This window comes from Filifactor villosus (genome assembly GCF_042652965.1).
Taxonomy (GTDB): Bacteria; Bacillota; Clostridia; order Peptostreptococcales; family Filifactoraceae; genus Filifactor; species Filifactor villosus.
Genome location: NZ_JBHSHL010000033.1, coordinates 1 through 19,547 on the forward strand (window position 1 = coordinate 1; position 19,547 = coordinate 19,547).

The window sequence follows — 19,547 nt, forward strand, 5'->3', positions numbered from 1 at the left end:
CACTGCCCGACAGCTCCAAATACTTGATATTCTTGTTTTCGAGTTCCTGAAGACCGTAGGCCTGAAATTCCGCCGTGATCTCGTCCTTCTCCTTCTTCAAAGACGAAATCGACTTCTCAATCTGATGCACCCGCTCCATTTTTTTGTCCAGATCCCGTATCATCCTACTCGCCCCTCTCCTTCAATGCCTCGTGAACTTGTTTCCCGCAATCGTAACAGATAAATACCTTATCCACCTTCATCAAATCTTCATGGGTTCCGCATAAGATACACGAACCTTCCACTCTCTCAAGAACTAAGTTCCCGCTATCATCTGCTTTCACCTCAACCTTTTCTCCGGGTGCAATTCCCATCTCTCGGCGGATATGCGACGGGATGGTAATCCCTCCTGACTTGCTAACTTTTTTTTCATTTAACATGATGTTTCCTCCTTTTGCTTCCTGCCTTCTACAACAACCACTTCTCCCCATTTGCGAACCTCGTTATGAAGAGAATTTATCTCTTCTGTTAACTTTCGCTGAGTTTTGAAAAAATCAAGATCTTCCACATCCAAGTGCGTAAGAATCACCAATTTCTTATCAACCTCGTCAAAGAGCTCCTCTTGCTTCTTTTCAATGAACTTCATAATGTAATTCGTTTTTGCAAAACTACGTTCTATCGAAAGAAGTGCATTTATGATTCCAACGAGCTCCTTCTTCGTGAATAGCGTTCCATTCTTCAGTTTCATCTACTTTCCTTCCTTCAACAGCTCCGCCTCACTATCGCTCACAATCACCTGTGCTTTATACTCGCCGGTTTCACGATCATAATGAAATAAAGTGAGTTCGATCCCATACTTGCAACAAGTCGCCACGGCTTCCGCCGTGACCGCAGTCAAACCCGTTACATATAAATCCAGACTTCCTGCGAGAGCAAGCTTCCGTTCGATTACATCTCTCATATATTCATAATCATGGACGTCTTCCACCCTCTCAAATAGATATCCGTCCACCGCCTGCTTAATCTCATGTCGGCCTGCGACACACCCCATTCTCAAGTGTTTCATCTTCATTTCCTCCCGTTTCTTTTTTTCTCGTAATAGCGTCTTTCTAATTTTTTAGACAACTCCCATAGATAGATTGTAATCATAGTTCTTATTAGATCCCAGAAGAACTCTTGAATTGAAAACCTCATTTCATCCCCTCCCGGAAATCATCTTGAAAGCTGTCCGAAACCTCTTCAATAAAGTAATCTACTCCCGCCAATCGTTTCAAAAACGCCTCCTTGTATCCGATCGGATGACGAAAAAGCAATAACCTGTCATCCACATTCCCGACAAACGTCATGACCTCCACCTGTTTCTGCTTGTTGATCTCGTCCGTGTCCCTCCTGCAAATTCGGTATCGCTTACCATAGATCAGTCTCACGCTGCCCTCCTTTTTTTGATACGATACTTAACATCGTAGGCACTCCAAATCTTAAAATCCTTATGTTTCCTCTCCGACTTCCTTGATCCCGCAAGATCACGGAAGTCCTCAACGATTTCTCCGCCGAAGCGGTAGAGAATCCACAGAAAAGGCATCACCAAGGCACTCCCGTTTTGAGTGCCGTAAGCCATTTGATTCGTGACCCACACGACCACCTGCAACATCCAACAGATTCTCAACAACCACCTGTCTATTCTGTTCATTGTTCTAACCTCTTTTCTTTGTACTCTTCCCACTTCAACCGTTTTCCCGTCTCAATATAGCGAGCGTAGTACTCGAGAGCAAGATCACGATTTTCCTTATTACTTAAACTGTCTATGAGCATTTCCATTGCCTTTAAAGATAACATGATTCCGACACAGTCCAGGATCGCATCAATCACAGCGATCGGATGGAGCGTACCGTACTGACAATTCAGCTCATTAATGTAGTTGTAGATTCCCGCAGGAACCTCATCCGGATCTTTCATTTCGATTGTCTTAAACACATATCCGATTTTTTCCATCTCCTCAATCGTTAGAATTGTTCCCTCCGGGATTCTCCCGTTCAGTTTCAGACAAAGTGCAACCTGCCCGGGTTGCTGATGAAACAACTCTCTGTTGTGCTTCACCTCCATCCCAAACAGTTGACTCATGACCTCAGCCGTCGCCTTATGACCTACATAAGAGACGAACGGAGTTGATTGAATCAATTCTCTTGCTTCTTCTGTTGTCACTGTTCGGATCGAAAAATCTCCATCTGCCGTGATGATTGTCGTGTTTAATACTGCCATTTTCATCTCAGTGTCCTCCTTGTTTTTTAGGCGAAGGATACACATATTCCTTGTATCCCACTTCCTCTGCCATTCCTCCTTCAATACGAAGGAGTCGATATGCGCTCTCTCCTGTTATCTCCATAATTACCTTTTCCAGCGTTTCCTTTTCCTCGCCTCGGCTTCCACGATACCGATAGCCGGGTGCTATGGTATCTAATCCATGTGCCTGTGCCGTTTTCTTCACAACGTCGAAGGCAATCACATCGTTGTGAAGAAAAAACGCCAGCCCCATGTCTTCATGATTGTGCCGGTTTGTCCCGATACAACCCCCCCACAACCCCTTCTCGAAGAAGTCGCTCAAAAAGAAGTACCATGCTCCGTTTCGATCCTGTTGCCAGATCTCGAAAGGAAACAAAATATACTTACTTCCGTTCATAGAATAACGACGCTTCTTCGGGTGCTCAAATATCGCCTCATAGAGCACCCGGCTCTTTCTTCTCAGTGCATTCGCATAAACCCTGAGCCCTCTCTTCATTTCGCCATCCTCCTATATATCCAAATTCCAAATCTTCTCCTGCATCTCGTAGTTCTTCATCGAGAAGATACTCCGTCCCTCTTCCCTTGCCTTCGTCGCAAGTTCGACCGCTACCTTCATCAACTTCGCAATTGCAAGTTCGCTTTCTGTCAAACTCTTATCAACATACTCGCTATCCCTTGCACACATAAGGATCGCCCCGTATAGAACTTCCTTTGTCATTTCTGTATCGCAAAATTCTTTATACGCTTGTTTCGCAAACTCCTTCTTTTCCGTCATTTCGCCAACCTCCTTGTCTTTCCTGAAATTCTGTTTATATACTCAACATAATCAACTGTCTCCTTTATCCTCAACCAGTTCACGGGATTTAATCCGCAACTGCTGAAATACTCCTTTTCCTTCCTTGTTAACTTTTTCCCGTGTTTCATCCTCTACTCCTTTAACTCCTCTATCTCCTTGATCACTTCATCCATCTTTTTCAAAACCCTTGTAAACTCTTCTCTATCCTCCTGATTCGCGAGCACCAGCCTCGCATGGATCGAAAACCGAACTTGTTTCAACGTCTTCATCATCTCTGCCTTTGTCTGCATTTCCCCCTCCTTTGACAATCACGCCCACAGCGTGTTATAATCTACTTGAATTCATTTTTGTCCGCCCAATCGGAGCGGATCCGAAGTCCAAGCATGTTCCCGCATGCAAGGACTTCTTTTTTTTATGCTTCAATTCCCATCTGCCTCGACATTGAGCGCAATCCTGCCACCGACGCATTTCCGTTGTTCGTGGCATTCGCATACAACGCCGTCGCTCCCCTTAATCCATACTTGGAATGTGACACCTTCAAGAGATACTCCGCTACATCCTGCTCCACACCCCCAAAGACCAAATGCATATCCTCGATATCGAAGTCGTCCGTCAGAAGGTGATTCCGCATCGAAATCCTACTGAACAATTGAGCGAATTCCGCTTGACGTTTTCCGAGCATTTTGCTATAGACCACTTCATTCCCGATCAGCACGATCGCCGTACCGGTCGCATCATTGATGGATCGAATGATCTCCAGAGTTCGTTTATCGAGACACTGAGCCTCATCGACAATAATCATCTTATCGTTCTCGAACAGCCTGTCCATGATGTCCATCATCTGAACATCTACTGTCCCGCTTGTCTCCACCTTCAACGCTCTTGCCAAGATCCGAAGGAACGGCTTCACCTTGGAGAACGCCGGATTAGCCGTTACAAAGAACACGTCCATCCGATCCTTCGCCCAGTTTTTCGCCGTGAATGTTTTCCCGATCCCGGCATCTCCGTAAATGACTCCGAGACTTCGTTGAATATTGCAGTACTCAAGAACATTCAACACCTTGTTCGAGATTGTCGTTCTTGCGAACCCCAAGTCCTCCGCCGACACCGTGTTGTCCCTAGCCTCTTCCTTTTCAAGAAACTCCTCAAGCTGTGTCGCAATCTTCTCCATCTTCGTATAAGTTCCGGCAAGGAACTTGCTGAAGCTACTCTCTGCAATTCCGGCACGTTTCGCCATCGCCGATTGAGTTACATTGCGATCCTCCATATATGACTTAACCTTATTGATCGTCTTTTGATATTCCATCTACTTCTCCTCTCTCTTTCTTCGAGCATTCTCGATCATCCGCTCGAAATAAATCCCGACTTCCTCATCGTCTCCCGATGCCTTTGCTACTCGCTCGGTCATAACCGGACGAATCACCTTCGCATCGTAGTCGATGACATTCTTTTTCCTCATGCTTTCCGACACCGACCGCATTGCCTCGACGACCTCCGGTGCATCCTGAAGGTCCTTGATGTTCAAGTATGTCTGAACATCTTTCCTCAGCTTCCTGTTGTGTGCAGCGACCGCCTTCATTGCTTCCACATCATCAGTCCCTTCATATCCACCCTTAAGCGACCTTCTGCACTCTCCGATGTATCGTTCTTCTTCATCATAGAGATACACCTTAGTCAAATCGTCAGAGTCATACCTTACATATACCTGCTGTCCGAGCAACGCCTGCACGTATTCACTTTCGTAATAGTAGACCTTTTCGTCTCCCACCTTGATAAATACGCCGTCCCTTTTGAACTGCTGAAGCCTTACGCTTCGTGTTAGCAAAAGCCTCAACTGCTCCGCTGTTGCTGTGCGTTTTTCTACCAAATTCTCCGAATAACAGCCGTTCGGTGTCATCCCCTTCATCCCTTCGGCTTCGCTTGCCGAGTTGTTGTAGAATCCTTCCAGGAAGTTCTCCAGATCCCTCTTGATTTCAGATAGAAGCGGAATGTTCTCCTCTTGTTTAAGAACCTTATTGTGACGATTGGGTCTGAAACTCGGACCCTTTCCGACATACGTCAGAAAGCACTTCGAAAACTGATTTGTCATCGTTTTGTGGAAACGCTCAACAATCTTCGCCTTCGCATTTCCGACCTTTGCATTCGTCATGCTGACACCACAACGCTCCAAGATCGTCGTTCCATAATCCGCTCGCTCGTCTGTCTTGCGTCTTCCACGCCCGCCGAACGAACTCGACAGAAACTCTCTTCCGTTGTCAAGATACACCGAAACGGGAAGCCCCCACTTCATTGCACAATCCCTGAAACAAAGAATTACCCCATCCGTCGTTGCCGACTTTGTCAACCGAAATCCCAGTAGCTTTCGACTTTTGATATCGAACCAACTTACAAAGTATGGTCGGAACACTTCCCCCGTCTTATCATCGCGGACCATGATGTCCATGGTATGGTAATCCGAACTCCACACCTCGTTACTGAGCAGCTTTCCATAGTTCCTGTGTACGAATGTCTCACACTCATCCGTAAACACCTTGGAACCGAACCGGAAATATTTCACGACCGGGAGCGGTATTTCCTGCGTTGCTCGTCTGAATGTCGCCTCACTTGGAAGCGGAAGCAACTCCGGTTTATGTTCCTCAAGCCAGCCTTCCATTAACTTGTAAAGGAACGACACACTCGGTTGATTCTCATCCAGCCACCAACTGCTGAATGTTTTCCATACCCAGCTGTCTATCTTCGCGCCTGTTTTCTTGCGATTTCCCCGAAGATCGGCCAAACCTACCACTCCGAACTCCTTATATCGCTCCCATTTGCGATATAGAGTTCTTTCCGTTATCTTCCTATCTCCTCCCTTGTTTATCTCTTTTAGAAAATCCTTCGTTGCCTCCTTTTCATCGTGCTCTCCTATATAGGATCGCCATTTTTTAACAATCTCTTCCCATCGGAAAGCCTCTTCTCTCTGCGCCAAACTCAAATCATCAAGTTTGATCTCGAGATCTGCTTTTTTCGATTCGGGAAGTTCTGCCTTTTTAGTGCGTTGAGCGAAATACCTTACCTTTGCCGACTCACTTAAATCTTCAATTTTAACCCGATATTCAAAACCACACTTCTTGTCTGTCGCAACCTTTTCCGCCTTTAGTTTCCCTCTTGAAACGTCCTTTTTTATACCGGAATAAGATTTATTTTCCAATTTAGCTACATCAACCAAAGATAAATATTCCACCTAACTCACCACCTAACTGATTTTTTCTCCTCTAAGGAACCTGTCTATTTTCTCCTGATACTTTCCGGCGCCTACTGCGCCATACATAATTTGAGAAAGATAGCAGGAGTTTTTCATTCCCATACTCTGTGCAAGCTTTGTAATCGTGATTTCTCTGCGATTACATTCTTCACGGATCCTCTTCCCTTGTTTTGTTATTTTCCTCCTTGACCAGCTTCTTTTTCTCTTCTCTTCCACCTTTCTCACCGCCTTCAATTTCCAATTTCCGAAATTCGAACATTTAGATCCTTTTCTTTTCTCCCGTCTTCGAATAACCGCAAATTATTTTCGCTTCCAATCGAATAATATCATTCAAATCATCTCTTAGTATGACATACTTCCCTATTAATCCATCCACATCTTCGATGTCAGCACAAAGTTCAGGGAACATTGTTTGAAATTCATCTTGAAATTTAAGCAACGCTCTCATCCGATCCTTTGCACCTTCGAACTTAATGAGTTTTTTCGTATCCACCTACTCTTCCACCTCCATCAAAACTGCCTTTTCCACTAATTCAGGAAGTGGCGTTTTTAGTTTTTTTACAATCTCTTCTTCGCTCAACTCGCTTGCAAATAGAGCTTTTCCGTAGTAAGCAAACTTTTCTACATCGAACCTCTTCATTGCTTCAATGATTGTCATTTTCTCCCTTCTTTCTCCAAATCTACAGTTTAATTGACGGAATCCCAAAAACGGACTCTTCCACTCTTATTCCATCCACAGATATCACAACGGATACATGAGGGTGGAAGTGTTCTTTTAATTCTTCCAAAATTGGCTTACATAACTCTGCCAGCTTTTCGTAATCTCTCATTTCTGTTGATTTCATTCTTTTCGCCTCCTGTTTGCAGATCCTTTTCTCTAATTTAGCATTTCCAATACCCTGACTCCTTTATCTACCAAATAGCCACCTCCTTTTTTCTCTCTGCCAACTAAAATGCAAAATCCCCCTTTCTTTAAATGGCTTTTCTGATATAATTCTTAGTAACTTATCTTAGTAATATTATAATTTAGGAATTCCTAAAAATCAAGTATTATTTTTAGTTTTTCCTAATATTTTTAAGGAGGTTAAAATGAATATATCAGAAAGAATTTTCTATTTATTAGAGCAACAAGAAAAAACTGCTTCTCAACTAGGAGAGTACATCGGCGTTAAGTCTAGTAGTATCAACGGATGGAAAAACGGGAGTTTCCCTTCTTCAAAATACATTGAAAAAATAGCAAGTTTTTTCAATGTATCCATAGCTTATCTTGTTACAGGAGTAGAGGAACAATCATTAGGAAAAACTAAAATAGATATAATCTATTCTCTAAACGAAGACAATCTATCGAAGGCAATTTCTTACGCTGAATATCTTAGCTATAAAGAAGAGAAGGAAAAGCAAGAGTTGCTTTTGGTCTCAGAGGAAACAAAAAAACACACCGGCAACTCCAAAGAACCGATTCAAATTTCCGAGCATATAAAAGAAGAAACTGGATCTGAAAAAGAGAAACCGGAAGAACAAAACTTCCTTCCTGTCCTTGGATATACCGCTGCAGGAGATCCCATTGAGGTCCCTGATGACATCTATAGTTTCGATGACCTCGTAGCCATCCCTTTAGGGATAAAAGCCGACTTCGCCCTAACTGTCCGAGGCGATTCCATGGAACCAGACATCCCCAACGGCTCCACCGTTGCGGTCAAAAAACAGGAAACTGTAGAGAACGGGCAGATCGCCATTGTTTCTCTAAACAACCATATAACCTGCAAAACCTTCCGGAAGTACAACGGCACCATCTCCCTCCACTCGATCAACCGGAAATACGACCCGATCACGATCAAAGAAGAGGACAATATCGAAGTAAAAATTATAGGAAGAGTCGTCCGATAGTAAAGAAGAAATTACATAGAATTTCATCTTTCAAAATCGCCCTCGGATCTTTCATAACATCTTTCACAATCTTTCATAACCAAAAAATCACAAAAAAAGAGAGTTTCTACCCCTTCAAAACAAGCCCCGAAACCCTCTTTGTTAGTGCGCCTTTTTTTGTCACTCTTTTTTAAAAGATTCTCCTGATTTTTGCCCCGTTTTTACTCATTTTGTCCCCTTAAACTTGTCCCCTTAAAAAATCCCCTTTTTTTATAGCCGTTGGAATTTCAACAAAATTTTAAGGGGACAAAAATTCCGCTAAAATCTATTTTGTCCCCTTAAACCTAAACTTATCCACATCCTCGTCACAAAGATCCCCAACCCTATTCCCGTTCAATCTTTCATGCTCTCTTTCAAAATCTTTCAAAATCCCGTCCCTATCTTTCAAAAATCTTTCACACTTTCCGCCGATCTTTCACACCTTCGACCGCCTAATATGTAACCTGCTGCATCTCCTCATTAACCCCTATGTAATCCCACCATACCAACCCTTTCACATCCTCGCCCGCTTCATGACGATTCCGAAACCTTTTCCGCTCCTTCCCGCTTCATATCGCCCGATTGAAACCCTCCCGAAAGATCCCCTATATCATTTTGAAAGATTTTTGAAAGATAAATATCCAATTTTGAAAGTTTGAAAGATAAAAAAAGAGCCTTGACTTATCCACAAGCCAAAGCTCTAAAAAGTACGATTTTTATTTTTCATATAGATGGCAAAACTTTTTTTACACAAAACGCGAATACATTGAAAAGACACCATTTCCCGCCTTTTCTCGCCTTTCCTCACACCTTTTATATTGCCATCTATCCTGAAAGATTACACAAATATTACAATGTTAGATACCATAAATAGTGAATACATAAAGCTCAATATTGGTAAAATCAGACCAAACCACGTATTCTTCATCTTTGATAAACATATCTGCAACCATACTACCAATGCAACTACAAACAAGAATAAAACAAACATAAACAGAACATTTTTCACTCTAATCGACTCCCTTCATTTTCTTATACTCCGAAACTAATATCTTAGCTGTTTCAAAATCAAGTTTATCATTGACAGCCAATCTTTTTATGAGAGAAACATAAGGCTCATTTGCATTATCTTCACTTATCTGTATTTTTTGTATTAGTTTGTCCAATCTCAGTCTAACTGTTGGATATGTGACTTCATATTGCTTTGCAATTTCCTTTAGTGATCCAGAAGATAATATAAAATTTTTTATGAAGGATAGATCTTCTTCATCAAGATTTACCATCCATTCGGGGATAATTTCAATAGCCATATCATCACCTTCCCTTTAATAATATTAAGTATAATATTTAATATTATTAAAGTCAATATTAAATATTTTTTATCTTTTATTTATTGTGGTTTGTGTGTTGTTCCTATTCGTTTCTCTTTACCTGTGATAGTGTTCTATTTTTTTGCAATAATTTTTCTATGTTACTCCTAACACTTTCAGATTGTTTTACTTCTTTATCGTAGGTCTAATAAGTTGAGAATAGAGGGTATCTTTTTCTTTCTTCAAGGCTACTACTTCCAATTTTTACTTAGATATAGTTACGGTCTTGCTTTCTACGAAATGCTCTTTCAGATATTTCTTGGAAATTTCAAATAAAATAATTTCTGAGGTATTTTTGTTGTAAAAATTTTCCTGTTTGCCTTTCTTTAACTGGGTAAAAGTTTTGTAGGTGTCTTTGATGGCTTTTGTATTTTTATAGTTCTTACTAATGTCCATTAAAATTATCCGATCGTGAAGTTTGAATTCTACGCTTGGATTATTCACGGAAACTTCTTCCAAGTATTCAAAAGCTTTGTAGTTACTATACTCCAACGAAAAAGTTTTTTCGCCCATCAGGGAAATGAAATAGGATTCTCCCATTACGAAAATTCGCTCCATCCTACGTCGCTGCGAAGCCGGTTTATATCCAAGAGACAACGACTAGTTGTACTGTCTTTCGCTTGGAGTGTCAGGTACACAGAATATATACCGATCGAAACGTTTCTGGCAAGGATAAGAGTTGGATTGTGTGACAAATCAATTTAATGGAAGGGTACGAGAAGGAGAAAAAATTTTTTGTCTTTTTATAAAAAACAAGATTGACAAAAATAGTCTTTATGACTATAATAAAAATATATATAGTCAAAACGACTATTAAAAGGAGGTGGAGTGATGAAGCAAGAGCAAAAAAAGTCGGACAAGAAGAGCAGTGGAGAGGAAGGAACGAGTACCGGAGTCGAACCAAGGAAGGTTAAGGCTGTTCCGATAAAGGGATCGGAGAGCGGGGACGCAAAGCCGAACGAAAAGGCAAAAGAAAAGTCGAAGGACCGTAACGACAATCGAGAAAATGCCTTGGAAGTCGAGTACAAGAAGAGAGATGAGACTCTGCAAGCAAAGGAAGCGAAGGGCAAAGACTTGGAAGAATTACAACAAAAATATGATAAAAAATCAGAGCATAGAGGTGTTTTTCCTGTTCTAAGCGGAGTTGAAAAAGAAGAGGATGTAGAAAAAGCGATAGAGAAGGGCGGACAAGAGGTCTCTGCTTATCGAGAGGAGGAGGACTATCTTGAACGTTATCGCAAGGAGGTCTACGAAAGGATGTCGCTTACTGTGGACATCCTGATCTTCTCCCTTGACAGAGAGTTTCGCTTACAGGTTCTACTCAAGAAGAGAGAGGATTTTCCCTATAAGGCAAGAAGATCTTTGCCGGGGGGCTTTGTAGGAATTGAAGAATCCGTGGAGGAGGCTGCCGTTCGCGTTATGAAGCAGAAGACGGGGCTTTGCGATCTTCATCTTGAGCAGCTCTATACCTTTGGAGATAAGGACAGGGATCCGAGGATGAGGATCGTGACTGTGGCGTACTTGGCGATTTTGCCCAGAGATTTGTCGGTGGAAGGTGAAGAGGACAGCGATTTTTTTCGGGTAATGTTCTCCGAGAAGGGACTTGAATTTTTGGGGAGTGAGGTTTTTGATCAAGACCATTTGGCCTTCGATCATGCGAGGATTATTGCCCTTGCTGTCGAAAGGATGAGGGGCAAACTTCACTATACGGATATCGCTTTGGAGTTTTTGAAGGATAGGAAGAGATTTACTCTTTTTGAACTCCAAAAAGTCTACGAGGCCATAGAGGACAGGGACTACGATACTCCGAACTTCAGAAGGTATTTTAAAAACCGTTATGAGGCAGTCGGAGCAGTCGAAAAGACGGGAGAGATGTCGACGGAGTTTTCCAAGAGACCGAGTTCCTATTATAGGATGAAGAAGGATTGACAGTGTGCATCGTGTAAAGAGAGAAACCGGTTTCTTCGGTTGCGGTCTTGATCCGCATTGGCATATAATACAGGCGCTTCTTTGATACCGTTTCACGGCAGAGCTGCCGTTTGAAGACACGATGCGGTCTGCAAAATATGTATCGGTTCAGTAAATACCGTTCTGTATAATCCGTCCGTTGAAATATCAGGTTTTAGTAAGAGTTATGGATATCAACAATTTGTGTACTCCATGGAAGGTAAAACGAATGTCTGTGGTCACAAAACAGATATCACTACATTTGGAGGGTCGTATAACGGGATAAAAAGAAAGGCGGAGAAGAAATGAAACTACTGGTTGTTATCGATATGCAGAATGATTTTATTACAGGGGTGTTGGGAAATGAGGAGTGCAGGGCTGTCGTGCCCAAGGTTGTGGAGAGGATGGAGAGAGCGCGTAGGGAAGGCTGGAAGATCATCTGCACCCAAGATGTGCATGAAGAGGATTATTTGCAGACGGGGGAGGGAAGACGTCTTCCCGTTGAGCATTGTATTCGAGGGAGCCGGGGAGCGGAACTTATCGACGAGATCAAAGAGATGAAGGCCGGATGGGAAGATCGGAACAAGGTTTTTTTGACGGAGAGCCCTCTTGAGAAGAATGCGTTTGGAAGTACAAAGCTTTCTGTCGCAATCCGGAAATACGATCCGGAAGAGATTGAATTGATCGGAGTTTGTACCGATATCTGCGTGATCTCCAATGCGATGATCCTGCGTTCGGATTATCCTGATATCGAGGTTTCGGTCGATGCCTCTTGCTGTGCCGGGGTAACGGTACAGAGTCATAACAATGCCCTTTCTTCTATGGAAGGTTGTCAGATCAGCGTTAAGAGAGGATGATGGAAGATGATCTTGGTAAATAAGAGTGAGATTGACAGAAAGAAATTTCCCGACGGAACGGTTCTCATTCGCTGTGAGCCTTGTGAGAAAGCGAGAATCGAATGGTTTTACGAGTCGGATGAAGAATTGTTTCAACTTCTTTGTGTAGCGAGACATCTGAGAGAAAGAGGAACAAAAAGGATGGAGCTGTTTCTCCCCTACCTTCCCAATGCACGTATGGACAGGGTCAAAGGTCGAGAGGAAGTTTTTACCCTGAAGTATTTTTGCGAATGGATCAATTCTCTCTCCTTCGATGCAGTCGAGGTAATCGATGTTCATTCCGAGGTGGGAAAAGCACTGTTGAACAATGTTGTTTCCTTTACACCGAAGAAGGCCCTCGAGCAGGTCTTGAATAAGATTGGAAGGGAGGAACTCGTTTTGTACTTCCCTGATGAGGGAGCTTTTAAGCGATATGTCGATCTGTTGCCGGGGTTTGCTTCCTGTTACGGCAGAAAGAGGCGCGACTGGAAGAGCGGGAAGATTCTCGGACTTGAGATCGTAAAGGGAGGACTTGACCTCAAGGGGGCAAAGATACTCATGGTGGACGATATTTGCAGCTATGGGGGGACCTTCTATTACAGTGTGTCCGCTCTGAAGGAGGAGGGTGTGGATAAGATCTACTCTTTTGCGACCCATACCGAGGCGAGTCTACTCTCGAAGAAGAGTAAATATCTACAATTGCTAAAAAGCGGAGAGGTTGAGCGACATTTTACGACAAGGAGTCTGCATAGAAACGAGAGTGAGTATATCGAAGAGGTGTCCAACGAGGCTTAGTGTAATGAGATGCTGAAATTCATAGGAATACTATCTTCCCTTTGAAATGTCGGGGATACAGAATATAGAACTACCGAAAAACAATTTGGTATGACTATATACTTGAAAGCGTTCAAAGGATCAAATTCAATAAATAATAATATAAGAGAGGAGATAGTTTCCAAAAAGTACCTGTTTTTCGGTAAGGCACAACCGTAGCATATTGAAGTTTGAATGAAAGAACAGGATAAAAGAATGGGAAGGACATTGGTATTTTTGAGCGGTCTTCCCATAGAAACGGAGAAGAAGATGAAAAATACAAATCCTTTATTGTTGATCGATTTTTATAAGGCGGTCCATTCGGATATGTTGCCGAAGAAGATAACCAAGTCGGTGTCGTATTTTACCCCGAGGATGAGCAGGATAGACAGGTGGCAGGAAGTCGTGATGTTCGGCTTACAGGCGTTTATCAAGACCTACCTCATCGACTACTTCCGAGAAGAGTTTTTCTCCCGTCCGAAGGAGGAGGTTGTGGGAGAGTACGCACGTGTCATGGATGCTTCTCTGGGAAAGGGAACCTATAACGGGGAGAGGGTAGGCCTGCTTCACGATTTGGGATATCTTCCGGTGGAGATTCGAGCTTTGAAAGAGGGGACGAGGGTTCCCATGCATGTTCCGATGTTTGCCATGACCAATACGCATCCGAACTTTGCTTGGCTTCCTCAAGCATTGGAGAGCCTTGTTTCAGCGGAAATGTGGCATCCGATGATCAGTGCGACCGTTGGAGCTTCCTACCGTGACATCGTCAATATTTATGCACAAAAGACCTGTGATGACAAGGTATCTAGGGCGAGACTTCTCGGGGATTTCTCCTTCCGGGGGCAGGAGTCCCTGCAATCCGCAGTCAAGAGCAGTGCGGGCTGGTGTCTTTCCTTCCTGAATACGGCGACGGTTCCCGTCATTCCTTATTTGGAGCAACATTATAACTGCGACTGTGAAAAGGAGGAGGTCGCCTTCGGAAGTCCGAGTACGGAGCATAGCGTTATGTGCAGCAACTACGCGGTGGACGGAGATGAGATTACCCTTCTTCGAAGGCTTCTTACCGAGATTTATCCGGATACGAGTTTTTCCGTCGTCCTTGATTCCTACGATTATTGGAATGTCATCGACAACATCCTGCCCAAACTCAAGAAGGAGATCATGGAGCACAGGGGTTGCATGCTGATGAGGGGAGATTCGGGGGATTGTGTTGAGGTCGTTACAAAGACGGTGTTCAAACTCTGGGAACAGTTCAAGGGAACGGTCAACTCCAAAGGCTACAAGGTACTCGATCCCCATGTCAAGGCGATCTACGGCGACAGCATTACCCTTCAGAGATGCGAAGAAATCTATCGTATCTTAGAAGAAAACGGTTTTGCCGTCTCCAATGTAGCCTTGGGAGCGGGCAGTTTCTCCATGCAGTGTCTGGAGGAAGACGGTGTGCTCAAGCCCTTTACACGGGACACTTTCTCCTTTGCCGTCAAAGCGACCTATATGGAAATCGAAGGCAGGTCGTATCCAATCTTCAAAGATCCTAAAGACGGAGGATTTAAGAAAAGTCAAAAGGGCTGTTGTATCGTCACAAGAGAAGGAGAGGTACTCTCTTATCGTGACGAATATACTTGGGAGGAAGCCTGCTGTGAAGAGAACTTGTTACAAGAGGTCTTTAGGGATGGGGTGTTCCTTCGAGAGCAGAATTTGGCGGATGTTCGAAGAGAACTGCACGGAAACGGGTTTTAGAGAAGGAGGCAAAGATGACAGAAGGAAAAAACTTTGATGCACCTCAGGTAACGAAAGACTGTATCGAATGGATCGGGAGCTGGTTTGAAGAGAACGGCAGAGAGAGCAGGGCGATTGTCGGAATCTCAGGAGGAAAAGACTCTTCCGTGGTAGCGGCCCTGTGTGTAGCGGCTCTGGGTAGGGAGCGGGTGATCGGAGTGCTGATGCCTCAGGGGGAGCAGTGGGATATCGACGTATCCCGCCGTCTCTGCGACCATCTGGGGATATCAAAGGTCGTTGTAAACATAGGTGAGACTGTGAAGGCTCTCAGTGCGGAGTTGGAGGCCTCTCTCGGTAAGGAACTTAGCAGGCAATCGGTAATAAATCTTCCGGCGAGGATAAGGATGTCGACCCTCTATGCCGTATCGCAGACGGAGAACGGCAGGGTGGCCAATACCTGCAACCTCAGTGAGGACTGGGTGGGATACTCCACCCGCTACGGAGATATGGCGGGGGATTTTTCTCCCCTGTCATCTCTGACGGTCCGCGAGGTCAAGGAGGTGGGAAGGGTTCTTAGACTTCCGGATGAGTTTATCGAAAAGACACCGATCGACGGGCTCTCAGGCAAGAGCGATGAAGAAAATCTCGGTTTCACCTACGAGGAACTCGATACCTATATCAGGGAGGGAAGGATCGATGACGAAGAGCACAGGAAAAAGATCGATGAACTCCACCGAAAAAACAGATTTAAATTGGAGAGTATGCCGAAGTTTTTGTATCTTGGATAGGTCTTGCATACGGAATGTCGTCACGGAGATTTCCAAAGCAATCCGGCATAATTTATACCATCCTTCCTTTGAGTTGTGGATATAAACAATCTGTGACCCATAGAAGACAGACCGATTTTTCGCGGGTTGAAAAACAGATATACCCATACTTCTATTGGAGAATGGTATAAAATACTTTTGCTTACACTCGAAGTTCGGTTTCAAGCAAGGAGAAAATAGAATTTTTTGCGAGAAGAGGTACTGAAAAGACAGAAGTTTTGGTATAATAAAAGATGTGAAGTGTGGATTTGTGTAAACTGATTGTGGAAAAAGACAGTTTCTTAAGAGGAGTTGTTTCCGGCTCGGTGACAAGAGGTAAGTAGGACAAAGGAAGCATATGGAAGGAGAGTTTTTTGATGAGTTCGCATAATCATTCAAACGGGAAAGAACTGCAGGAGTTTCTTCTCGGGATTTTACTGTTGGGAGTAGGGTTGTTTCTCTTTATGCAAAATGTGACCGTGACCGGAAGTTACGGGAGTTTTTGGCTGGGCTCAAGGAATATTTCGAGCGGAGTGACCACAATCCCCTTCATTGTCGGAGTGGTGTGGTACTTTATCAACAGGTCTTTCTTTTCCAAGGTTTTGATATGGCTCGGGGCAATCTTCATCATTTTGGGGATTGTGATGAGCATTCGTATTTATTTTGAGAGAGCGTCGTTGTTTTTCTATATTATAACGATCCTGTTTTCAGCCTCGGGTTTTGGTTTGCTTGTAAAGGCATTGTTTAAGAAGAGATAAGGAGGATGCGGTATGGGTATTTTTGATAGGGTTTCGGACCTGCTTAAAGCGAATGTGAACGATTTGATCGATAGGGCGGAGCAGCCCGATAAGATGGTCAAACAGATTATCATCGATATGGAGGCACAGGTAGCCAAGGCTACACAGGGACTGGGAGTGGCGATGGGAAGCTACAATCAGGTCAAAAAGCAGCTTGAACAGGCGCAGGAAGACGAGAAAAAATGGACGGAGAAAGCGAAGGTGTGCCTGTCTCAAGGAGAAGAGGAACTGGCAAAGAAGGCTCTGGAAAACAAGGTGAAGGCGGAGGCACAGAAGAATCAGTATCAGGAGATGGTCAACTCCATGGGCGAACAGGTACAGTCCATCAAAGATCAGATCATGACCTTGAAACAGAAATTGGAAGAGGCGAGGTCCAAACAGGCGATGTTGATTGCAAGAGATCAAATGGCCGATGCAAAGAGCAAGATGTCCAAGGCATTTAGCGGAGTGGATACCGGCAGTGCCTTCAAAAAGATGGAGAAGATGGAGCAAAAGATCGCAGCAAAAGAAGCTCAGGCCGATGCGTTCAGTGAGATCGGAGGAATGGAGTCCGGTGAGTTCGACGAGTTTGAGAGAGTGGAGAAGAATGCCGCGGTAGACAGTGAATTGGAAAAACTTAAGAGAGAAATGGGGTTGTAGATTATGCCGATCATCAGCTTGCTTCTAATCATAGGCGGTTTGGTATCGATCTTCTACCTCTACCCCAAAAAGAAGAATCAGGTCATGGAAATGCAGTTTATGAGGACCAAGCCGATCCGAGAGCTGAGGGAGATGTTCGATACTATGAGGGAGAGCGGTTTGGAAGACAGCTATACCGAGTTTGTCGAATTAAAGGGAAGGATCGTCACGGAAGACGTCAGAACTCCTTTTTCGGGCAGAGAGGTTGCCTATTTCGAATCGTCTGTATCGACAGTATCTGAAGTTGAGAAGGTGGAGTATGACGATAAAGGAAACAGAAGAACCACCATGGTAAAGGAAGAACATCTTATTTCAAGTGAAGAATCTTCGCATACCGTAGGTTTGAGAGATGAGAGTGCGGATGAGGTCGTTGTACTGGAGATCAATTCCTCCGGCTGCACTTTGGATATCGCGAAAACATGGGATCGATTGGATCCGAACTTCAGCTTTGCAGACTATGCGACAAGACGATCCTATGGTTCCAAGACGAACGATATAAGATTGGGACGGTTCTTGGGCTACAGAACGACCGAGAGGACAATCGAAAAGAATGCTCAACTCTATGTGCTTGGAGAGGCGTTTAAGTCGGGAGATACCATCCACATCGGAAAACCCAAGGATCCGAAAAGACCTTTTCTGGTTACGACCAAATCCGAAGAGAATATGGTAAAGGAAACGCAATCTTCTTCCAAAATCCTTCTCTTTGGAGGAATAGGAGCCGTCGTGGTGGGGATATTACTGTTTTTTGTCAAATAATCAAGATAAAAACAATCGCTCTTGTATACAAGAAGGGGCGGTTGTTTTTTTGTGTGAAAGATTTCGGGGGATTATTTAATGAGAGATGGAAGATATATAACCATCTCTTTTTAGTGTGATCTGTGGTATTGACCGGTTTGTACAGTCCGATAGGGTTATCCGTTTTCCTTATTGATATCAAACATCTTGTATGTTGTGGATTTTGAATGATTTTTGTGAGTTGTATTCACTATTCTTCGTTTGAAATGACGGATATAAGAAAGCTATCATTGACGGAAAAACAATTTGAAGGATGATATGCTCCAAATGGTTCAACCTGTCCATTTTAACAGATGATCGTATCAGCATAGGAAAAACGCTTTGTTCACCTTTCTTGTCTTACAATTTTGTTTCCTTTGTCCTTCAAAAATTTTACAAACGAAAAGGGTATTGATCTTAGAAGGTTTCAGGCTTGTTAAAGGGAAAAAACGTGTGCGCGGAATATGGATGGAGCGTTTTTATTTTTAATTTTTTGAAAAAGTGTTAAAATAAAGAGAAATGAATATTTGGAAGGCAAAGGATCAGCTTTGACAGTGATATTTGCTGAGAAAAAGAAACTATGAAAGAGTATTTTTGTATGGAGATATCTTAATAAGAGGAATTATAATGCATATACTATTCTTTATTTGAAATACAGGGTACGAAACATATCTCCTTATCGAAAAAATAATTTGGAGGAGGATATGCATCCAAGCGTTCCGCCTGCTCATTTTGACAGAACAGTATTGTCGTTCTGAATTATTGTGATCAATGACTTGGATGTCGGATCGAATGGTTTTTTTGTGACAACTGGAGCAAATATTTCCGTGCTTTGATCGGATAATAGCAATCAGTCTTACAAAGACAGAGGATAAAGAAGGAGGAGGACTATGAAGACTAAGGAAAGATTGGCACAGATCCGTCAAAAGCTGGTTCTTTTATCGGAGAAGAACACAGCTCTTGAAGAGGAGGAGATTGTTTGGGAAGCACCCCTGACCTTGCATGAGGTTGAGGAGTTTGAGAGGAAGCACGATATTCGTCTTCCTGAAGATTACAGGGAGTTTATCACTACTGTCGCAAGTGCCGGAAACAGACCTTTCTATGGGCTATACGGACTGTATGAGGAAGTGCCGGAGTATGAAGTACACTCCTCTCCTTCCAAGAAGTTCCCTTATAAGATCGACAAACCTCTTTGCATATTTGGTCTATCGGAGGATGAATATGAAGAAGAAATGGAGAGGGAGGATATCGATGACGGCTTTCTTGTGTTGTGTACAGAAGGCTGCGGTATGACGAGTATCCTTGTCGTCAATGCGGAGGATGAGGCTGCTTGCGGAACGGTGTGGTTCTACGACTTGTCCAACGACTTCGGGATTATGCCACTGTTTCTCCCGGAGGGGGAAGAGCCGATGAGGTTTTTGGATTGGTTCGAGTATTGGCTCGAGCAGGAGCTCAATCAGGGAAAAGGAGAGTATTTCAGTTATATGGAGTTGGTTCGAGAGCTTGAGGAAGACTAGGTAAGATCGACAGGGGCATTCGAGTTCGTGAATATATCAAAGGAGAC

At 43.5% G+C, this 19,547-nt stretch carries 28 protein-coding genes; 10 read left to right on the forward strand and 18 right to left on the reverse strand.

The window, feature by feature from the left end; translation table 11 throughout:
• Positions 1-164 precede the first annotated feature (164 nt).
• From ACFO4R_RS08105 to ACFO4R_RS08180, 16 genes are all read right to left on the reverse strand, one after another.
• Positions 165-419, reverse strand: a complete 255-nt coding sequence (locus tag ACFO4R_RS08105) for an AbrB/MazE/SpoVT family DNA-binding domain-containing protein (RefSeq protein WP_379788584.1) — start codon at positions 417-419, stop codon at positions 165-167.
• Positions 413-727, reverse strand: coding sequence for a hypothetical protein (locus ACFO4R_RS08110; protein ID WP_379788585.1), 315 nt, complete (start codon positions 725-727; stop codon positions 413-415). The genes ACFO4R_RS08105 and ACFO4R_RS08110 overlap by 7 nt, the downstream gene beginning before the upstream one ends.
• Complete coding sequence (locus ACFO4R_RS08115; protein ID WP_379788586.1) at positions 728-1,045, reverse strand: hypothetical protein; 318 nt, start codon at positions 1,043-1,045, stop codon at positions 728-730. It lies immediately after the preceding gene.
• A gap of 124 nt (positions 1,046-1,169) precedes the next feature.
• Positions 1,170-1,406 (reverse strand): hypothetical protein, encoded by a 237-nt coding sequence (locus ACFO4R_RS08120; RefSeq protein WP_379788587.1) that lies wholly within the window; start codon positions 1,404-1,406, stop codon positions 1,170-1,172.
• Positions 1,403-1,669 (reverse strand): hypothetical protein, encoded by a 267-nt coding sequence (locus tag ACFO4R_RS08125; protein ID WP_379788492.1) that lies wholly within the window; start codon positions 1,667-1,669, stop codon positions 1,403-1,405. The genes ACFO4R_RS08120 and ACFO4R_RS08125 overlap by 4 nt, the downstream gene beginning before the upstream one ends.
• Complete coding sequence (locus ACFO4R_RS08130) at positions 1,666-2,244, reverse strand: YddF family protein (RefSeq protein WP_379788493.1); 579 nt, start codon at positions 2,242-2,244, stop codon at positions 1,666-1,668. Before ACFO4R_RS08130 ends, ACFO4R_RS08125 begins: the two co-directional genes overlap by 4 nt.
• A 1-nt stretch (position 2,245) precedes the next feature.
• Positions 2,246-2,755 (reverse strand): hypothetical protein, encoded by a 510-nt coding sequence (locus tag ACFO4R_RS08135; RefSeq protein ID WP_379788588.1) that lies wholly within the window; start codon positions 2,753-2,755, stop codon positions 2,246-2,248.
• Positions 2,756-2,767: 12 nt separating this feature from the next.
• Positions 2,768-3,034, reverse strand: a complete 267-nt coding sequence (locus tag ACFO4R_RS08140; protein WP_379788589.1) for a hypothetical protein — start codon at positions 3,032-3,034, stop codon at positions 2,768-2,770.
• A complete protein-coding gene (locus ACFO4R_RS08145; RefSeq protein ID WP_379788590.1) occupies positions 3,031-3,183 on the reverse strand; it encodes a DUF6906 family protein in 153 nt (50 codons plus the stop codon). The genes ACFO4R_RS08140 and ACFO4R_RS08145 overlap by 4 nt, the downstream gene beginning before the upstream one ends.
• A 3-nt stretch (positions 3,184-3,186) precedes the next feature.
• The gene (locus ACFO4R_RS08150) at positions 3,187-3,345 is read right to left on the reverse strand and encodes a hypothetical protein (protein ID WP_379788498.1); all 159 of its coding nucleotides are present in this window, start codon (positions 3,343-3,345) and stop codon (positions 3,187-3,189) included.
• Positions 3,346-3,467: 122 nt separating this feature from the next.
• Positions 3,468-4,361 (reverse strand): AAA family ATPase, encoded by an 894-nt coding sequence (locus ACFO4R_RS08155; protein WP_379788591.1) that lies wholly within the window; start codon positions 4,359-4,361, stop codon positions 3,468-3,470.
• Positions 4,362-6,278 (reverse strand): transposase domain-containing protein, encoded by a 1,917-nt coding sequence (locus tag ACFO4R_RS08160; protein ID WP_379788592.1) that lies wholly within the window; start codon positions 6,276-6,278, stop codon positions 4,362-4,364.
• 12 nt (positions 6,279-6,290) lie between these two features.
• Positions 6,291-6,515 carry a hypothetical protein gene (locus ACFO4R_RS08165; protein WP_379788593.1) on the reverse strand — a complete coding sequence of 75 codons (225 nt, stop codon included), beginning with the start codon at positions 6,513-6,515 and terminating at the stop codon, positions 6,291-6,293.
• A 43-nt stretch (positions 6,516-6,558) separates the two neighbouring features.
• On the reverse strand, positions 6,559-6,792 hold the full coding sequence (locus ACFO4R_RS08170; protein ID WP_379788594.1) for a hypothetical protein: 234 nt from the start codon (positions 6,790-6,792) through the stop codon (positions 6,559-6,561).
• Entirely contained in the window at positions 6,793-6,957 is a 165-nt protein-coding gene (locus ACFO4R_RS08175) for a hypothetical protein (RefSeq protein ID WP_379788595.1), read from the reverse strand.
• A gap of 22 nt (positions 6,958-6,979) precedes the next feature.
• Positions 6,980-7,144, reverse strand: a complete 165-nt coding sequence (locus tag ACFO4R_RS08180; RefSeq protein ID WP_379788596.1) for a hypothetical protein — start codon at positions 7,142-7,144, stop codon at positions 6,980-6,982.
• Between the two features lie 244 nt (positions 7,145-7,388).
• Between ACFO4R_RS08180 and ACFO4R_RS08185 the strand changes: the two genes are divergently transcribed.
• On the forward strand, positions 7,389-8,186 hold the full coding sequence (locus ACFO4R_RS08185) for a helix-turn-helix domain-containing protein (RefSeq protein ID WP_379788597.1): 798 nt from the start codon (positions 7,389-7,391) through the stop codon (positions 8,184-8,186).
• Positions 8,187-9,214: 1,028 nt separating this feature from the next.
• Here the strand turns inward: ACFO4R_RS08185 and ACFO4R_RS08190 are convergent.
• Both ACFO4R_RS08190 and ACFO4R_RS08195 read right to left on the reverse strand, forming a co-directional pair.
• Entirely contained in the window at positions 9,215-9,514 is a 300-nt protein-coding gene (locus ACFO4R_RS08190) for a DUF2089 family protein (protein ID WP_379788598.1), read from the reverse strand.
• 264 nt (positions 9,515-9,778) lie between these two features.
• A complete protein-coding gene (locus ACFO4R_RS08195; RefSeq protein ID WP_379788599.1) occupies positions 9,779-10,114 on the reverse strand; it encodes a hypothetical protein in 336 nt (111 codons plus the stop codon).
• Positions 10,115-10,405: 291 nt separating this feature from the next.
• On the opposite strand from ACFO4R_RS08195, the gene ACFO4R_RS08200 reads away from it, so the two are divergent.
• The 9 genes from ACFO4R_RS08200 (at position 10,406) to ACFO4R_RS08240 (ending at position 19,500) form a co-directional block, all read left to right on the forward strand.
• A complete protein-coding gene (locus ACFO4R_RS08200) occupies positions 10,406-11,503 on the forward strand; it encodes an NUDIX hydrolase (RefSeq protein ID WP_379788600.1) in 1,098 nt (365 codons plus the stop codon).
• Positions 11,504-11,826: 323 nt separating this feature from the next.
• Entirely contained in the window at positions 11,827-12,378 is a 552-nt protein-coding gene (locus tag ACFO4R_RS08205; protein ID WP_379788601.1) for a cysteine hydrolase family protein, read from the forward strand.
• Positions 12,379-12,384: 6 nt separating this feature from the next.
• Positions 12,385-13,191, forward strand: coding sequence for a phosphoribosyltransferase family protein (locus tag ACFO4R_RS08210; RefSeq protein WP_379788602.1), 807 nt, complete (start codon positions 12,385-12,387; stop codon positions 13,189-13,191).
• A 234-nt stretch (positions 13,192-13,425) separates the two neighbouring features.
• Positions 13,426-14,949, forward strand: a complete 1,524-nt coding sequence (locus ACFO4R_RS08215) for a nicotinate phosphoribosyltransferase (RefSeq protein WP_379788603.1) — start codon at positions 13,426-13,428, stop codon at positions 14,947-14,949.
• Positions 14,950-14,963: 14 nt separating this feature from the next.
• A complete protein-coding gene (nadE, locus tag ACFO4R_RS08220; protein ID WP_379788604.1) occupies positions 14,964-15,716 on the forward strand; it encodes an NAD(+) synthase in 753 nt (250 codons plus the stop codon).
• A gap of 395 nt (positions 15,717-16,111) precedes the next feature.
• Positions 16,112-16,492 carry a hypothetical protein gene (locus ACFO4R_RS08225; protein WP_379788605.1) on the forward strand — a complete coding sequence of 127 codons (381 nt, stop codon included), beginning with the start codon at positions 16,112-16,114 and terminating at the stop codon, positions 16,490-16,492.
• 12 nt (positions 16,493-16,504) lie between these two features.
• Positions 16,505-17,170, forward strand: coding sequence for a PspA/IM30 family protein (locus ACFO4R_RS08230; protein WP_379788606.1), 666 nt, complete (start codon positions 16,505-16,507; stop codon positions 17,168-17,170).
• Positions 17,171-17,173: 3 nt separating this feature from the next.
• Positions 17,174-17,965 (forward strand): GIDE domain-containing protein, encoded by a 792-nt coding sequence (locus ACFO4R_RS08235; protein WP_379788607.1) that lies wholly within the window; start codon positions 17,174-17,176, stop codon positions 17,963-17,965.
• Between the two features lie 908 nt (positions 17,966-18,873).
• Entirely contained in the window at positions 18,874-19,500 is a 627-nt protein-coding gene (locus ACFO4R_RS08240) for an SMI1/KNR4 family protein (protein WP_379788608.1), read from the forward strand.
• Positions 19,501-19,547 lie beyond the last annotated feature (47 nt).

Coding starts and splice junctions, on each gene's coding strand:
- ACFO4R_RS08105 (WP_379788584.1), bottom strand. CDS start 419: ATGTTAAATGAAAAAAAAGTTAGCAAGTCAGGAGGGATTACCATCCCG.
- ACFO4R_RS08110 (WP_379788585.1), bottom strand. CDS start 727: ATGAAACTGAAGAATGGAACGCTATTCACGAAGAAGGAGCTCGTTGGA.
- ACFO4R_RS08115 (WP_379788586.1), bottom strand. CDS start 1,045: ATGAAACACTTGAGAATGGGGTGTGTCGCAGGCCGACATGAGATTAAG.
- ACFO4R_RS08125 (WP_379788492.1), bottom strand. CDS start 1,669: ATGAACAGAATAGACAGGTGGTTGTTGAGAATCTGTTGGATGTTGCAG.
- ACFO4R_RS08130 (WP_379788493.1), bottom strand. CDS start 2,244: ATGAAAATGGCAGTATTAAACACGACAATCATCACGGCAGATGGAGAT.
- ACFO4R_RS08135 (WP_379788588.1), bottom strand. CDS start 2,755: ATGAAGAGAGGGCTCAGGGTTTATGCGAATGCACTGAGAAGAAAGAGC.
- ACFO4R_RS08140 (WP_379788589.1), bottom strand. CDS start 3,034: ATGACGGAAAAGAAGGAGTTTGCGAAACAAGCGTATAAAGAATTTTGC.
- ACFO4R_RS08145 (WP_379788590.1), bottom strand. CDS start 3,183: ATGAAACACGGGAAAAAGTTAACAAGGAAGGAAAAGGAGTATTTCAGC.
- ACFO4R_RS08150 (WP_379788498.1), bottom strand. CDS start 3,345: ATGCAGACAAAGGCAGAGATGATGAAGACGTTGAAACAAGTTCGGTTT.
- ACFO4R_RS08155 (WP_379788591.1), bottom strand. CDS start 4,361: ATGGAATATCAAAAGACGATCAATAAGGTTAAGTCATATATGGAGGAT.
- ACFO4R_RS08175 (WP_379788595.1), bottom strand. CDS start 6,957: ATGACAATCATTGAAGCAATGAAGAGGTTCGATGTAGAAAAGTTTGCT.
- ACFO4R_RS08180 (WP_379788596.1), bottom strand. CDS start 7,144: ATGAAATCAACAGAAATGAGAGATTACGAAAAGCTGGCAGAGTTATGT.
- ACFO4R_RS08185 (WP_379788597.1), top strand. CDS start 7,389: ATGAATATATCAGAAAGAATTTTCTATTTATTAGAGCAACAAGAAAAA.
- ACFO4R_RS08190 (WP_379788598.1), bottom strand. CDS start 9,514: ATGGCTATTGAAATTATCCCCGAATGGATGGTAAATCTTGATGAAGAA.
- ACFO4R_RS08195 (WP_379788599.1), bottom strand. CDS start 10,114: ATGGGAGAATCCTATTTCATTTCCCTGATGGGCGAAAAAACTTTTTCG.
- ACFO4R_RS08200 (WP_379788600.1), top strand. CDS start 10,406: ATGAAGCAAGAGCAAAAAAAGTCGGACAAGAAGAGCAGTGGAGAGGAA.
- ACFO4R_RS08205 (WP_379788601.1), top strand. CDS start 11,827: ATGAAACTACTGGTTGTTATCGATATGCAGAATGATTTTATTACAGGG.
- ACFO4R_RS08210 (WP_379788602.1), top strand. CDS start 12,385: ATGATCTTGGTAAATAAGAGTGAGATTGACAGAAAGAAATTTCCCGAC.
- ACFO4R_RS08215 (WP_379788603.1), top strand. CDS start 13,426: ATGGGAAGGACATTGGTATTTTTGAGCGGTCTTCCCATAGAAACGGAG.
- nadE (WP_379788604.1), top strand. CDS start 14,964: ATGACAGAAGGAAAAAACTTTGATGCACCTCAGGTAACGAAAGACTGT.
- ACFO4R_RS08225 (WP_379788605.1), top strand. CDS start 16,112: ATGAGTTCGCATAATCATTCAAACGGGAAAGAACTGCAGGAGTTTCTT.
- ACFO4R_RS08230 (WP_379788606.1), top strand. CDS start 16,505: ATGGGTATTTTTGATAGGGTTTCGGACCTGCTTAAAGCGAATGTGAAC.
- ACFO4R_RS08235 (WP_379788607.1), top strand. CDS start 17,174: ATGCCGATCATCAGCTTGCTTCTAATCATAGGCGGTTTGGTATCGATC.
- ACFO4R_RS08240 (WP_379788608.1), top strand. CDS start 18,874: ATGAAGACTAAGGAAAGATTGGCACAGATCCGTCAAAAGCTGGTTCTT.